The 16,162-nt window shown below is 36.1% G+C and carries 11 protein-coding genes; 2 read left to right on the top strand and 9 right to left on the bottom strand.

Annotation, left to right across the window (positions count from 1 at the left end):
• From QVA17_RS02875 to QVA17_RS02855, 5 genes are all read right to left on the bottom strand, one after another.
• Positions 1-1,152 (bottom strand): sodium ion-translocating decarboxylase subunit beta, encoded by a 1,152-nt coding sequence (locus tag QVA17_RS02875; protein WP_103951974.1) that lies wholly within the window; start codon positions 1,150-1,152, stop codon positions 1-3.
• 24 nt (positions 1,153-1,176) lie between these two features.
• Entirely contained in the window at positions 1,177-1,542 is a 366-nt protein-coding gene (locus tag QVA17_RS02870; protein WP_074521106.1) for a biotin/lipoyl-containing protein, read from the bottom strand.
• Positions 1,543-1,595: 53 nt separating this feature from the next.
• Positions 1,596-2,435, bottom strand: a complete 840-nt coding sequence (locus QVA17_RS02865; RefSeq protein WP_287386306.1) for an OadG family transporter subunit — start codon at positions 2,433-2,435, stop codon at positions 1,596-1,598.
• An 18-nt stretch (positions 2,436-2,453) separates the two neighbouring features.
• A complete protein-coding gene (locus QVA17_RS02860) occupies positions 2,454-3,902 on the bottom strand; it encodes an acyl-CoA carboxylase subunit beta (protein WP_287386305.1) in 1,449 nt (482 codons plus the stop codon).
• 258 nt (positions 3,903-4,160) lie between these two features.
• Positions 4,161-5,018: a hypothetical protein gene (locus QVA17_RS02855; RefSeq protein WP_287386303.1), complete on the bottom strand. Its 858-nt coding sequence runs from the start codon at positions 5,016-5,018 to the stop codon at positions 4,161-4,163.
• 207 nt (positions 5,019-5,225) lie between these two features.
• Here QVA17_RS02855 and QVA17_RS02850 point away from each other — a divergent pair, with 207 nt between their 5' ends.
• On the top strand, positions 5,226-6,209 hold the full coding sequence (locus tag QVA17_RS02850; RefSeq protein WP_287386301.1) for a C39 family peptidase: 984 nt from the start codon (positions 5,226-5,228) through the stop codon (positions 6,207-6,209).
• A gap of 32 nt (positions 6,210-6,241) precedes the next feature.
• On the top strand, positions 6,242-6,901 hold the full coding sequence (locus QVA17_RS02845) for a thiamine diphosphokinase (protein WP_287386299.1): 660 nt from the start codon (positions 6,242-6,244) through the stop codon (positions 6,899-6,901).
• 800 nt (positions 6,902-7,701) lie between these two features.
• Here QVA17_RS02845 and gltA read toward each other — a convergent pair.
• From gltA to QVA17_RS02825, 4 genes are all read right to left on the bottom strand, one after another.
• The gene (gene gltA / locus QVA17_RS02840; RefSeq protein ID WP_027431803.1) at positions 7,702-9,087 is read right to left on the bottom strand and encodes an NADPH-dependent glutamate synthase; all 1,386 of its coding nucleotides are present in this window, start codon (positions 9,085-9,087) and stop codon (positions 7,702-7,704) included.
• 42 nt (positions 9,088-9,129) lie between these two features.
• Positions 9,130-10,020 carry a sulfide/dihydroorotate dehydrogenase-like FAD/NAD-binding protein gene (locus QVA17_RS02835; RefSeq protein ID WP_027431802.1) on the bottom strand — a complete coding sequence of 297 codons (891 nt, stop codon included), beginning with the start codon at positions 10,018-10,020 and terminating at the stop codon, positions 9,130-9,132.
• 366 nt (positions 10,021-10,386) lie between these two features.
• Complete coding sequence (locus QVA17_RS02830) at positions 10,387-12,003, bottom strand: chitobiase/beta-hexosaminidase C-terminal domain-containing protein (protein ID WP_287386298.1); 1,617 nt, start codon at positions 12,001-12,003, stop codon at positions 10,387-10,389.
• A gap of 212 nt (positions 12,004-12,215) precedes the next feature.
• The gene (locus tag QVA17_RS02825) at positions 12,216-16,106 is read right to left on the bottom strand and encodes an Ig-like domain-containing protein (RefSeq protein WP_287386296.1); all 3,891 of its coding nucleotides are present in this window, start codon (positions 16,104-16,106) and stop codon (positions 12,216-12,218) included.
• Between the last annotated feature and the right edge of the window lie 56 nt (positions 16,107-16,162).

Below are 16,162 nucleotides of genomic sequence, written 5' to 3'. Positions count from 1 at the left end.
TTAATATATGCCAAACATTGCCATAAAAGTTCCTGCTGCAACTGCTGTACCTATAACACCTGCTACATTAGGTCCCATAGCATGCATAAGTAAGAAGTTACTTGGATCTGCTTTTGCGCCTTCCTTTTGTGAAACTCTAGCTGCCATTGGAACTGCTGATACACCAGCTGAACCAATAAGTGGATTAACCTTGCCATGAGTAAAGAAGCACATTAACTTACCAAATAATACTCCTGCTGCCGTACCAAACATAAAGGCAATAAGGCCAAGACCAACAATCTTTAAAGTGTCAAGGTTTAAAAAGGCCTCTGCACTAGTTGTGGCACCAACTGATGTACCAAGAATAATTACAACAATATACATTAAAGCATTAGATGCTGTTTCAGATAACTGCTTTACAACACCTGATTCTCTAAATAAATTACCTAGCATTAACATACCAACAAGTGGTGCTGTTGTAGGCAAAATCATTACAACTACGATAGTTACAATAATTGGGAATAGAATCTTTTCAAGCTTAGATACAGGACGAAGCTGTTCCATCTTAATAGCTCTTTCCTTCTTAGTTGTAAGTAGTTTCATAATTGGTGGCTGAATAATAGGTACAAGTGACATATATGAATATGCTGCAACTGCAATTGGACCCATATATTTTGTCTGACCTAACTTACCTGCAAGGAAAATTGATGTAGGACCATCTGCGCCACCAATAATAGAAATTGCTGCTGCGGCCTTATCTGGGAATCCCATAAAGATAGCCATTATGTAAGCTGCAAAAATACCAAACTGGGCTGCAGCTCCAAGTAAGAAGCTCTTAGGATTAGCAATCAAAGGACCAAAATCTGTCATAGCACCAACTCCAAGGAAAATTAAAGAAGGTAAGATGCTCCATTCATCTAACAAATAAAAGTAATGTAATAAACCGCCTACGCCATTACTTGAATCCTCTATAGCAAGCATAATATCTGGATAGAGATTTACAAGTAACATACCAAAGGAAATTGGTACAAGTAGGAGAGGTTCATATTCTTTTTTTATAGCTAAATACATAAAAAACAACGCAACCAAAACCATTATGTAATTGCCCCATGTAAGTCCAAAGAAGGCTGTCTGGTGTACGAGGTTTCCTAGTGTGCTTATAATATAACTCATTGAAATCCCTCCAAGAAACTATTCTTAATTTAAAGAAGCTAATAACTGACCTGATTCAACTGACTCAGATGCAGCTACATTAACTGATGCAACTACGCCATCCTGTGGTGCCTGAATCTCATTCTCCATCTTCATAGCTTCAAGTACCATAAGTACATCACCCTTCTTTACTGAATCTCCAGCCTTAACATTAAGCTTTAAAATCTTACCAGGCATTGGTGCATTTACCTTAATAGCACCTGCTGCCCCTGTACTAGCTGGCTTAGCCACTGCCTTTGGAGCTGCTGCCTTAGTTGTACTAGCCTGACTAGCTGTGCTTACTCCTGCACCATTTTCTTCTACACTAACCTCATAAACATTACCATTAACTGTAATTGTATAATTCTTCATTAATCTAATCCTCCATATCTAGATTATTATTTTTTTTAAAATGTATCGCTATATTATCTTACTCGTCTAATAGAACGAACTACTAAGCCGTTTGAACTAGCCTCGCCCTCATAGGCAGCTATAGCTGCTGAAATAACTGCCACAAGCTCATAATCATCAACTAAGTTTTCTTCTGCTTCGGTATTAGTTACATTTTCATCTAAAGCCTTATTAGTTTCAGGAGCGACTTCTTTATTAGTCTTTCTATTCTGGAACTTATTAATGTACTTAAAGAGTGAAATAATAAAGGAAATAAATATTAATACAACAAATACTGTTCCCATACCGATTAAAGTATTCATTCCTGCCTTAGCCAACTTTTGAGCTGTAGTATATGTAGGATTAATAGCTGCACCTGAAACGTAGTAGTTTTCATCGATTGTAAACTCAAATACAACCTTGTCATTCTTCTCGTAAGCAGCCTCTACACTAATAACACATAAATCTCCAGTTTCTTCACTTACCTCAATATCAATAGAAGCTAAGTCTATAGACTTTAAAGCACCTAGCTCATCTCTTGTAGCATTCCAGCTATTATAGAGCTGAATTGTGGCATCATTAAAGCCATAGTAGTTAATTATATATCTTGTCTCTGTCTTGTCATAAAGTGTAATGTTATTATTAGCATCTTCAACTAAATCACTAGCACTTGTCTTATCTAGATACTCAAGGAAATCAACGACCCAAAGCTTAATAGAATTCTCGTAAGTATCAACAAATTGTTGCTTAGATTCTTGCTTTACATCAGTTGTATCTATTGTTTCATTACTATTAAAAGAACAAGCAGTTAAAGAGATACTAAAAAGCAACATACAAATTAATGATAGAACTCTTTTTAAATGTTTCTTATTCATAAAAGATTCTCCATTCTTTTAAATTGTGCCATGTTTTTTATCAGCTCTTAATTCTTGCTTTCCATAAAGCATTTCAATAGCTGCACATAAATATTGTCTTGTATATTCTGGAGCAATAATAGTATCTACATAGCCTCTCTTTGCAGCTGCAAGTACTGAATTGTTTGTCTCTTCAAATTCAGATACCTTATCTGCGATTTCCTTATTAGGATCTTCTGCCTTAGAGATTTCATCTGAGTAAATAATCTTTACTGCCTGATTTGAATCCATAGTACCTACTAAAACGCCTTCGTAAGCATATACAAAGTCAGCGCCAAGAGCCTTTGAATTCATAGCAATATAAGCACTTCCATAAGAATCACCAACTACTAAGTTAACCTTTGGTACATCTGCATTGGCAAATTCATAGGTAAGTCTAGCAACAGCTGCTGCCATCTCCTTTTCTGCCTCAAGACTTGCATCAAAGCCAGAAACATTAGTTAAAGTTACAATTGGAATTTCAAGGGCATTACAAAACTTAACAAAATCTGCTGCCTTCTTAGTACCATTAACTGTAAGGGCCTTGTTAAACTTAGCTGTCTCTTTTCCATTTTCATCATATAAAGAAAGTCTGTTAGCAACAGCACCTACCGTTACCCCATCAAGTCTAATAAAACCTGTAAACATCTCTGGTGCGTGGCACTTCTTTACTTCAATTAGGAAATTGTCATCTGAACTCTCAGCCAAAACTAGGGCTGGATCATTGACATTAGATAGAGCTGATGGACAAGTTCTATTTAAGTTATCGTTAGAAGAAATATCCACTAACTGTCCCTCTTCGTAATTAGCAGGTAAAATTGAAATTAAATCTCTAATTCCATTGGCAATCTCTTCTTCATTGCCAACAAAATCTACAACTCCTGCCTCAGCCTGGAACTTAGCAGATGCACTATCTAACTTCTCTTCGTAGTTGCCTGCTATAACGTTAGGGCTATTAACAAATAACTTTCCGCCATCCTCTAGCATAAATGTGAAATCTGAAAGCTTAGCAAGAATTGCTAAACCGCCGCCGCAATTACCATATACGGCTGTAATCTGTGGAATAATACCTGAGCACTCGCTCATCTTAGTATAAATTCTACCAAGACTATAAAGAGCATCCTGTGCCTCCTGTAATCTAATTCCTGCACAATCAAGTAATCCAATAACTGGAGCACCTGTCTTTAATGCTAAATTCATAAGATTGACAATCTTTCTTGCATGCATTTCCCCGACAGTACCATTAAGTACTGATGCATCCTGGCTATAAATGTAAACCGGATTGCCATTAATTGCTCCATAACCTGTGATAACACCGTCTGATGGAGCTTTCTTTTCCTGAATGTTAAAATCTGTAGATCTAGCAGTAACCAAACCACCAATTTCAACAAAGCTACTATCATCAAGAATTGATTGAATTCTTGATAATGCATTTGTAGTATTGCTCATTTTTCTAGCCTCCTCCAAATAATATGTTTAGTAAATGTATTACATAACTAAAATATATTTTATAATAAACTTGACCTAAAAACAAGACTTTTTGCACAAAGAAAAGCTAGATAAAATCTTAATTTTCATAAGATTTTACCTAGCTTTTGTTTTGATAATTTGTTATAGAAAAATTTGTATTTAATTTATCAATAGTTTGTCATAACCCCACCTACACTAACGCTTAGAGGTGTGGGATTTCTCCGACTGAATTAAAAATTAAGCATATAATTTCTCAATATACTTTTCAGAAATCTGATTTAGAAGTTCTTCATCATAATCACTGAATTCCTCATTAAGTAAATTTTTTACAAAATCTACTCTACTAAAAAATTTGATTTCTTCTGGAATACTATCATCCACTTCTTTATCAATATCCTCAATAAATACATTTTCCTCAAGATATTCATTAACCTTAGTAATTAATTCCTTCTCCTCTTTAGCTTCAAGCTTTAACTTCTTTGAATAAATTAAAGACCATACGCCAATTCCACAAAAGACTGCAAACATCAATATAAGGATTACATTAACCGTAATAAAAGAAGATGAATCTTTTTCTATAAGTTTAAACACTCCAAGATCATTTAATAAAACTACTATAAGACCTACAACTCCACAAAAAAGGAAAGTAAAAGCTGAAGATAAATTATCTTTATACTTTTCTTCCTTGCTATCATAAAGAGTTGGCTCTCTAAAAGCCTTTTGAGTATTTAATTCAGATATTTCCTCTTGTTTTTCCTCTTCTAGCTCTTTAGCTTCTTCTTTTTCTATCTTTTTTTCTTCCTCTGCCATTTTAACGTCTTCAAGTAATTTATCTTCAAGAACTTTTTTATAAATGTTATTAGCAAGCTCGTAGCTTGTTGGACTTACGTAAACTTCATATAGACCACTAATCTCATTAAACTCGTATTTACAATCAGAAATCTTAGAATATTCTAGAATCTCTACTAAACGACTTGCGCTATCTTCCTTTTCAAGATAGGCAAGTGCTTCGTATTCCTTAGCCTTATATGTGCTACCTGTTGAAATAACCAACTGTTCATTCTCAGATTGTTTTTTTAATTTTAAATCAAACATCTTAATTTACCTTTCATATAATTTTTACGTTTTAAATGTGATACTTCATTTAGAACAAACTATATTATAGCCTTTATTTGTGAAAAAATTAAGAAAATTATAAATTTTGTGAATTCTTTACGAACTATTTTAAAAAATACTTGCAAATAATTTTGTTTTCAAATAATATATCGAAAGTCAACTCGGGGGAGAAGAAAGGAAATACATATGCATAAAAAATTATTTTTAAGAAAAGCCAAGATAAGCTTTTGTCTTGCTTTGTCACTTTTATTTTTCTCGAGTAATCTCTTAGCATGTACTAGTGATAAAGACGAATCTCTTGATCATTCTACACAAACTGTTTATGAAGACGCTACATACTTTAGAAAAAACGTAGTATCTTTAAAAGCAGCAAATGTAGAATCTACATCCAGTGATGAAGATAATAACGAAGAAACTATTGAAGAAACCACAAGTTCAAATTCAAATAGCCAAACTCAAGCTGAAATCATTACAAGCACAATAGCCAGTGAAGCTTCAACTTCCTCATCATCTTCTAGTTCAACAAATTCACTTGCTTATAGAGCTAGTATTTCAAGCTTTACTTTTGATGAAGAAGCATATAATAACCTTGATCAAACAGCTAGTGCTTATATTGAAAACTTTAGTGTTATCAATCAAAATCCAGAGCTTCCAACAGGCTGCGAAGTTACTAGCTTAACTATGGTTTTAAATTACTACGGTTATGAAATAACAAACACAGAACTTGCAAGCAATTATTTAAACACAGGTTCACTTGGGTCTAATCCTTATGTAAATTTCGTAGGAAGTCCATTTTCTTCAAGTTCTTACGGTTGCTATTCACCAGTAATCGTAGATTGTGCCACAAGTTTTGGAGCAAATGCAATAAATATATCTTATTGTTCATATAGCGAATTACTTAATTATGTTTCGCAAGGTTATCCTGTAATTGTTTGGGGCACTATGGGTATGACCGCTACAAGATATGGTTCTTCAAGCTGGACAGATTCTGAAGGAAATACTGTAATTTGGCGTGGTAATGAACACTGTCTAGTTTTAGTAGGCTATGATGTTAGTGCTGATATTGCATACCTTGCTGATCCACTTACAGGAGCTATTGAAAGTTACAGTTTAAAAACATTTTTACAAAGATGGGTTGAACAAGATAGTCAGGCTGTGTTAGTTTATTAGTTGGAAAATATTTAGCAAAAGAGGACACTTTAATGCAAACTGACTACATAGACAAACTTTTAATAGTAACTGGCGGAAGTCTAGATATTGACTGGGCTAAATCCTTTTTAAAGGATAAAAATTACGACTATATTATTGCCGCTGATAGCGGTCTTTCACACATAAAGAATTTAGGTCTTGTGCCAAACTTTATTCTTGGAGACTATGACTCTGTAGACCCTGAGGTTTTAGAGTATTTTAAGGGTTTTGATATTAAGACTTATCCAAGAGAAAAGGACTACACTGACACTCACCTAGCTTTAATTACAGCAATTAAGCTATCTCCAAGACATATTACAATTCTTGGAGCCACAGGCAGCAGACTTGATCACAGCCTTACATCCATCGGAAATCTTAAGGCTTTGCTAGATTTAGATATAAGTGCTGAGATTGTGGACCCTCACAATAAGATTTATTTAGTGGCTGAGGGAGAAAAACACATCATTAGAAAATCAGAACAATACGGCGATTACGTCTCACTCCAGCCTTTAGGCGATAAGATGTTAATTAGCTTAGAAGGTTTTTACTATCCTCTTGAAAAGTGTGAGGTAAAGACAGGTCTTAGTCTTACTCAAAGTAATGAGATAAGTGCAGATGAAGGCGTGATTACAGTTCATGAAGGCATTGCCATTGTTGTGGAAGCTAGGGATTAGTGGGGAGTGTAATAAGACCGTAAATTAAAGGAAATAGATAATTGGAATTAAGGAAGCTTAGAGCTTTGAAACCTTGAGGGTTTTAAAAGCTCTAAGCTTTTTTAATTGCTGGGATGTGAGGTGTGGCGCTAGCGGGAGACTTTAGTAGGCCGTAGGTGTATAATTTGGGGGCGGTGGTGTGCCTTTTTGTGATGAATTTCCGGAGTTTAGCCACTAGTGGTAATCAGGGATTAGTGGGGAGTGACCAACTTATCAATATTAACTAAAAATAGCCACACACTAAATCTTTCAATTCTAATTTCTTTAGGCTCATTGTGCCTATAAATTGCAATATTGCGGGATTTAAGCACAATTTTTTTCTTCACTCTCCTATTATTATTTGAATCCTGTGCCCTAATTGCTGCTTGCTAGAAAAAAAGTCACAGGAAATTTTATAGCTGCCGGAAGTTTTTTAGATTTCTGTGCTTAAATAGGAAATTTTACTAATTTACAGGCACAATTCACTTCCTATAAGTCTCCTTGATTTCTTCCTATGAGCTCTATTATGTGCTTTTTCTCATGGTAATTAGGGTTTCTAGGCACATGGAGCCCGTAAGATTCTAAAAGAGGTCTCTGATAGGAGTTTTTTAGCATAGTGGCCTTTCCCACTTGCTTTATTTAATTTCTAGGAGAGGCCCCAAAAGGTTTTTTTCCAACTCAGAGGCCGCACTCACTTGCTTTCAACTCCCCTACTTCTCAAACAAAAAGAGGTGCGGCTTTCGCCACACCTCTCATATATAAATTGCGCCTACAATTATGATCTAGTTGTTTGATAAAAATTCGTGGATACCCTTTGCGCCTGCCTTACCAGCACCCATTGCAAGGATTACTGTAGCTGCGCCTGTTACGGCATCACCACCAGCATAAACAGCTGTCTTTGAAGTCTTACCTGTTTCTTCTTCGGCTACGATACATTTTCTCTTATTAATCTCAAGGCCCTTAGTTGTTGAAGAAATAAGTGGGTTTGGAGATGTACCAAGAGACATGATAACTGCATCTACATCCATCTCATATTCTGACCCTGGGATTTCGATTGGTCTTCTTCTGCCTGATTCATCTGGCTCGCCAAGTTCCATCTTAATAACCTTGATACCTGTTACATTACCCTTATCATCTGTAAGGATCTCTGTTGGGTTCTGTAATAAGTCAAAGATGATTCCCTCTTCCTTAGCATGATGTACTTCTTCAGCTCTTGCTGGAAGTTCTTCAAGGGAACGTCTATAAATTACATGTACTTCAGCGCCAAGTCTAAGAGCTGTTCTTGCAGCATCCATAGCAACGTTACCGCCACCAACTACTGCAACCTTCTTAAATCTAGCAATTGGAGTATCATATTCATCATCGAAAGCCTTCATTAAGTTACTTCTTGTAAGGTATTCGTTAGCTGAGAATACTTCGTTAGCATTTTCACCAGGGATACCCATAAATCTTGGAAGACCAGCACCGGAACCGATGTAAACTGCATCGAAGCCTTCATCGTTTAATAACTGATCAATTGTCATTGAACGACCAATAACTACGTTAGTTTCAATCTTAACGCCAAGCTTCTTAACATTCTCAACTTCTGCTGCCACAACAGTCTGCTTTGGTAAACGGAATTCTGGAATACCATAAACTAAAACGCCGCCGGCTTCATGAAGAGCTTCAAAAATTGTTACATCATAACCAAGCTTTGCAAGGTCACCAGCACATGTAAGGCCTGAAGGACCTGAACCAATAACAGCTACCTTCTTGCCGTTTTTCTTATCTGCACCCTTAGGTGTGATGCCATTTTCTCTAGCCCAGTCAGCTACAAATCTCTCTAACTTACCGATTGAAACTGACTCGCCCTTAATACCTCTTACACAAACGCCTTCGCACTGTGATTCCTGTGGGCAAACACGTCCACAAACAGCTGGAAGGGCAGAAGATTCACTAATTACGTTATAAGCTTCTGCAATATTGCCTTCCTTAACTTCTGCAATAAACTTAGGAATGTTAATTGATACAGGACAACCCTGGATACATCTAGCATTCTTACAGTTTAAGCATCTGCTTGCCTCAGCCTTAGCTTCTTCTAAATTATAGCCAAGACATACTTCATCAAAATTCTTATTTCTAACGTTAGGATCTTGCTCTCTAACTGGAACTTTCTTCATTACGTCCATATTTAACCTCCAATAATAGTGTTTCTATATCAATCTGACAAATTAGTCGTTACCGCAATTGCCACAGCCACCGTGGTGTGTATCACCCTCCTGAAGCTTAAGCATTGCTCTTCCTTCTTCTGTCTTATATGTCTGCTGTCTCTTCATTGCCTGATCAAAATCTACTAAATGGCCATCAAATTCTGGTCCATCAACACAAGCAAATTTAATCTCATCTCCAACCTGAAGACGACATGCGCCACACATACCTGTTCCATCTACCATAATTGGGTTCATAGAAACTATTGTAGGAATTCCTAATTCCTTTGTAAGGAGACATACGAATTTCATCATGATAAGTGGTCCAATAGCAATACATCTATCATACTTCTTACCCTGATTGTTAACTAAATCCTTTAATACGTCAGTACCCATACCTTTTCTAACATAGCTACCGTCATCTGTTGTGATGTATAAATTGTCCCCTGCAATTGCTCTTAACTCGTCCTCTAAGATGATTAAATCCTTATTCTTAGCACCAACGATAACATCACACTCAATACCATGAGCATATAACCACTTAACCTGTGGGAATACAGGCGCAGTACCAACACCACCTGCTACAAATACGATCTTCTTTTTCTTTAATTCTTCTAAATCTTCCTCAACCATTTCAGATGGGCGGCCAAGTGGACCTACAAAATCCTGGAAAGAATCTCCTGCCTTTAATTTAGCCATCTTCTCTGTAGATGCACCAACTGTCTGGAATACGATTGTAATTGTACCCTTTTCTCTATCGTAATCACAAATTGTAAGAGGTATTCTTTCTCCCTTCTCATCCATCTTTACAATTACGAACTGGCCAGGTTCACAATGGGATGCCACTCTTGGAGCTTCTACATCCATTAGATAAATCTTATCCGCTATATTTTCTGCCTTAAGAATCTTGTACATAATTTGTACCCCTTTCCTAAATTTTCTCATAATAAGCTCAATGGAAAGTTGATAAAACTTCTCATTTACTACCATTTATAATTTTAACTAATTGTTAAGTTTGTGTCAAATGAAATCAACTATTTTTTTGTTCCATTTTAATAAAAAACCTTTGTCTAGTTAGCAAACTTTTAAACAAAAAGACCATAAGAATTACCAAAGGTCAAACATTAATTAAATGTATGATTTAGTAAAACTCATGGTCTAATTTAAACTTTATTTGGCTTTACATTTTCAAAGGGAAAATGTCTCATTCTTTCAAAAGAAAATGTCTCATTCTTTCAAAAATCTTTCATGTCCTTTTTATTCAAAACTATTCTTACAAAACTAAAGTACGCTAGAACTATAGCTGCCTTCAGAGCCTGAAATAATGTAGACAGTACCATAATTAATAGAAACTCCGTAAGTGCCAATCACCTGTGAAGTCTGCTTGTCTATTAATTTGAAAATATACATAGATATGCTATCTACCTGTGTATTCGAAACATAGCTAAAGTCGGCAGCATTGCCATTGGCTAGCTTAGTTGAGGATGTAAGTACACCCTTATTTACTAGCTTGTCCTGTAAAAATGAAAGGCACTCCGCTCTAGTATATGAAGCACTGGCGCTTATCACGTAATTTCTCTTTGTCACTGAGCTTGTCTGCTCATGTTCGCTAACAATAATTGCTGAAACCACAATATTTCCAACTGGAAGCTCTACCTCATCAGTGTAGACAGTGCTTGAAGTTGTTGGTGTTGAGCCATCAAGTGTGTAGTAAGCTGTAGCGCCCTCTGGAATATTAGTTATAGAGAAAACCTGTCCCTGTGCATATGTGCCGGAACTTGGCGAAATATCTGGTGAATCTGGTTTTCCATATACTAAAATGTATTCAGCGCTGAAGGTATCACTTACAACTCCAATATTATCAACGGCAATTGCCTTAATTGTTGTAGTTCCTGTGCTTATCTTAATAGCTGTTCCGTCATATTGTGTGCTCTTAGTTGTAGGCTCACTGCCATCAACTGTGTAATAGATTGTAGTATTAGAATCTGAAGATTCAAGAGTTAGCTCAATGTCTTCATCATACTCACCAGCTTCTTTATTTGCTGTAGGTGCATTTACAATATAACTTTCTATATACTTCTTCATAGAAGTATCTTTATATTTATTAATAAGTTCTGTAAGAGATTCGCCATCCTCTAGCTTTGCATAAAGCTTTGCAAGGGCTGTAATCGCCTTATTATATTCATCATCATAAGATAAAATGTCTTTTAAAGTTTCAATGGCACTATCATAATCTTCAAGCTTATAATAGCACTCATAAAGAGCCATCTTAAGTTCAAGATTTGTCTTACCCTTTGATGTAAGGCTTGCTGTCTTTAAATAACTTGTGGCCTTAGAGTAATCACCATCATTATAGTATTCCATACCTTTATCGTAATTATAGCTATAGCTTTTCTTAGTAGAATTGTTATTAATAATTGCCACGCTAATAATTACAGCTAGTAAAATAACTACTGTTGCTGCAATCGCAATAATTGTATACTTAGTTTTCTTATCTAGCTTTTTCTTCTTATCCTCTGGCACAACTACTGTATCATCAGGATTAATTATCTTAGTATCATCCACATCATCAACTAACTTAATATCTGGCTGATACTTTAAGCTCTCCGTTTTACCTAAATCCATGTAAGCCCTAGCAACAGAAGTTTCCTCTGCTACCATCTTCTTAATAGAATCTTCTATCTCTTCATCAATTGATCTTTGATTGTTACTATCAAGGGCCTTTATATTATCAGCAATATTCTTGCCATTCTCACTCAAAATCTTATTTATCTCACCACTATTAATCTGCTTAGTGGCTTCTAAATCATTAATTTCTTCCCTTACCCTATTGTTGTTAATGACCTGTGTCTTAGCATTTAAGTCATTATCAAAATTCTTATTATTATTGTCTGACATAATAATTCCTCCAATGAATTTAACTTTTTAAGTTTAGCATAAATGGGGGATTTTCGCAAGACAGGGCGTAAAAAAAGGAGATGCGTGTGCAAGCATCTCCTTAAAAAATAAAAATATGAGGGGGAGATAGAAAGAATTAACTTTGCTATCTGTCTATTATACTAATTTTAAATTGTGTCTAAATTGTGTCCTTCAAATAAAGTATGCTTAAACTATCTAAAATTTGTTACACGAACTACACAATTTAGGGTTTTGTTGTCTACTATGGCCTTGATTGTACAAGTTCCTGCCTTTCTTGCAACAATTGTTCCATCATCATTTACTGTTGCAACTCTTGGGTTTGTACTTCTCCAAGTAACAGTATTGCCTTCATCATTTCCTATAACTGTTAAATAATAGCTATCGTACTGCTCTAAAGTTATAGAGGTTGAGCTAAGAGCTAGTGAGTGAACTGTACATTTCGCCTCAACTGATGATCCTTCACTCATTACGTAAACTTCTGCAGTTCCTGGTCCTACCGTTGTTATAAGGCCATTTTGATTAACTGTTACAATACCGGTATCTGATGAATACCAGCTATAGGCATCTGTATTTGTTACAGGTCTTACAATAACGCTTAGCTGTCTTGATTTACCATTTAACATATAAATGCTAGAGGAGTTAATCTTTAATGATGTTATATTTATTGGGGTTGTGACATAAACCCATGCTACGCCTTTTACGCCATTACCATCTGTTGAAGTAGCAGTGATTTTTACCTTACCTGCTGCCACACCAATAACTTCGCCTTGTTCATCTACTGTAGCAATACTTGTATCTGAACTTGTCCATGTAACATTTTGTACAGTTGCATTAGAAGGACTAATACCTGCTGACAAAATGACAGAGTCTCCCACTAAAATCCTTGAAGTAGAAGGGCTTACACTAATTCCCGTTACAGGATTTACCACATGTACCACACAACTTGCGCTAACGCTACTACCATCAATTGCCGTTGCTGTAATAGTTACATTTCCAGGACTAATAGCAGTTATATAGCCATTAGAATCCACACTACAATATGAATCATTAGATGAGGTCCAAGAAACCGTCTTTGTAGTGGCTGTGTCGGCCCCCACTGTGACATTGATTTTCTTCTTATCTCCTACGTTTATATAAAATTCGCTTTGATCTAAACTTACCGTTGATACATATTCAAATACTACGATGTTACAAGCCGCCGTAAGGGAGCATTCCTCTGTTGTAACCTCAATTACACAAGAGCCACCCGCCACTGCTGTAACTACGCCATTTTCATCTACTTTTGCTACTGATTCATCACTTGAAAGATAAGTAACTTTTTTATTTTCCGCATCAGTTGGTTCAATAGTTGGAATGATGGCGTACTTTGATCCTACCCATAATTCCTGATAAGATGAATTAAGTGTAATTCCAGTTACTGGCTGAGTTACAGTTACCTTACAGGTTGCATAAAGGCCTGTGTCGTCGTTGGTACATGTAATTGTAATGGCAGCGCCATCTGTTGCCTCTACGGCAGTTACCTTACCATCTGAATCTACAGTAACAAGATTTGAATTCGCACTTGTCCAAGTAAGTGTCTTATTATCTGCATTTTCAGGAAGGACTGTTGCATAAAGCCAGAATACCTGTCCCTTTCTTACTGTAATTTCTGTAGTAGTAAGTTCAATAGAAGTAATTGGCTGTTTTACATAAATTGCACAGGTTTCAACTAGGGCTGTTCCATCCGTTGACTGACAAAGGATTGTGGCACTACCACTAGCTACTGCTGTTACAACGCCCCTTTCATCTACAGTTGCAACACTCGTATTAGTAGAAGACCAGCTAACTTCTCTATTTGTTGCAGTCTGTGGAAGAACTGTGGCGGATATAGTTAAAGTATCTCCAATAGAGAGAATCTCATCTGTATGATTTAGAGTAATAGATTCCACAGGAATCGCAATTGTAATATTACACATAGCAAGATAACCACCCTCTACTGTCTGGCAGACAATAGTTACATTTCCTGAGGATACAAATGTTACTAAACCGTTCTCATCTACTGTTGCTACGCTAGTATTTGATGATGTCCAAGTTACATTTTTATTAACACCATCAGAATTAGAAGGTGTTACTGTTGCTACTAATTGATACTGTCCTACCGAAAGATTAGTAGACACACTAGTTGCATTAAGGCTAACGCCTGTTACTGCAACGGTTACATTAACAGTACAGCTTGCCATATAAAGGCCATCTTGTGAAATTACTGAAATAGTACATGTTCCACCCTTTACGCCGGTAATATCTGCTGTATAGCTAGTTCCTGTTACAGTTGCTACACTACTATCTGAAGTAAACCAATAAACTGTATTGTTAGTTGGGCTCTCCGGTGTAAATTCTAATTGCACTGTAGAGGTTGTGCCAATTGGAATATCTATAGTTGAAGGATTAATAGAAATGCCCTCAACTGGAGTTGTTACGTAAACTACGCAGGTGTCAGATTTAATGACGCCATTAATATTTTGAATAACCTTAATATGAGTCGTTCCGGCAGAGGCACCTGTTACTGTAAATGTAAGACCATCATCGGATTGTACTACTGTTACAATATCACCTGTAGGCACAACCCCTGCATCATTTGCCTGATTGGTGATTGTATAAGTAATATCCTCCTTAGTTACTTCATTAGTTACTAAGGCCTTTAAATCAAAGGAATCCCCTATATTTAAAGTGGCTGTTGTGGTACTTAGTCCAAAATCGTCAATTACTGTAATTGTATATAATAACTGATAGGTCTGATTATAGGTTGTATATAACTCATCCTGAGTCCTTGTAGCATAAATAATTGCAGTTCCAGCGCCCGTTGCTGTTACAAGTCCTGTAGAGGCATCTACCTGAAGCACAGAGGTATTTGAAGTAGACCAGGTTACCTCACTTGACACACCACTAGTATATAGCTGTAGTTGATCCTCCACATTTAAAGTAGTAGTCTCTTCTCCTTGCTTCTTAAAAGGAACAACAATATTTACTGTGTCATAAGTAAGCCAGGTACTATTTCCATTTACATCAGTAACCGTTACACCTGCAGAAAGCTTAGTAACTCCTGCTGCCACGCCACAAACATCTCCTGCAGTAACTGTTGCAATGCTTGTATCATCAATTTTATATTCCACCCCAGAACTTGTAGGTGTTGTTACATTTGAAGGCACAGTCTCATAAGTAAAGCTCTCAAAATCAGTATCATCTAAAATCATATACTTCTGACCAGAACTTAAAGTTTGAATATAGTGTCCTTGGCTATTAGCATAAGTAGAACCTTCTAGGAATTTCACTTCACCCACACAAGTAAAGTTTTTAGATAGTGCCTCCACGCCCTCTCCATCAGTAGTTCTTGCAGTAATTACAGTTTTACCACCACCCACTACTTTAAGGCTTGCTGAATTATAAGTTGAAGATACTAGTTCTACTATTCCGTCACTTGTCACATTTCCACTAGTATCATAAGTTGTTGATATAAATAAAGGATTAGAAGTTGAAGTATTACTTGTAATAGTAATAATATCGCCAATTTCATAGTAGTTTTCATTTGTAACATCTGTACCGCCTCGAGTAACATAAAATTCTACTTCTATAGGTACATTTACAGAGGCAGAAGCGGATTTAACAACAGTATCTGTGGCAATGCTACCATTTTCATCATAAGTCCTTGAATGATAAGAAACTGTTACTGTTGCTTTACCTGCACTAGCTCCATAAAGAGTTGGTCTAATAGTTTTTTCTACTGTATTCACGTAGTCGCCATCATCATCTACTAAAGCAACTACTCCAGAATTAGAACTAGTCCAAACAAGTCTATTAACGCTTGCTAGACCATTAAGAGAGGAATCTGTTGCATCTACATAATTGTCATCTGTTCCTGAAAATGTAGATGTATATAGGGCAGTTGAAGTTGATCCTTCAGTTATAGAGAGAGTAGACACATTTAATGAGAGATTTACACTTGTATCACCAATTGCAATGTAGATTGCTCCCCACACTAAAACTACAGCTAACATTGCTCCTATTGTTAGCTTCCATTTCATTCTAAGTCTCATAAACTTCTTCATACTACCTCCTAACTAGATGGTTAAATCCCTTACCCCTTCTAATAAAAATCTATATT

This window comes from Lachnospira sp., assembly GCF_016290755.1.
GTDB classification, from domain to species: Bacteria; Bacillota; Clostridia; order Lachnospirales; family Lachnospiraceae; genus Lachnospira; species Lachnospira multipara.
Note: the sequence above shows the minus strand (reverse complement) of the source record. Positions and strands in the feature narration are given on the sequence as shown.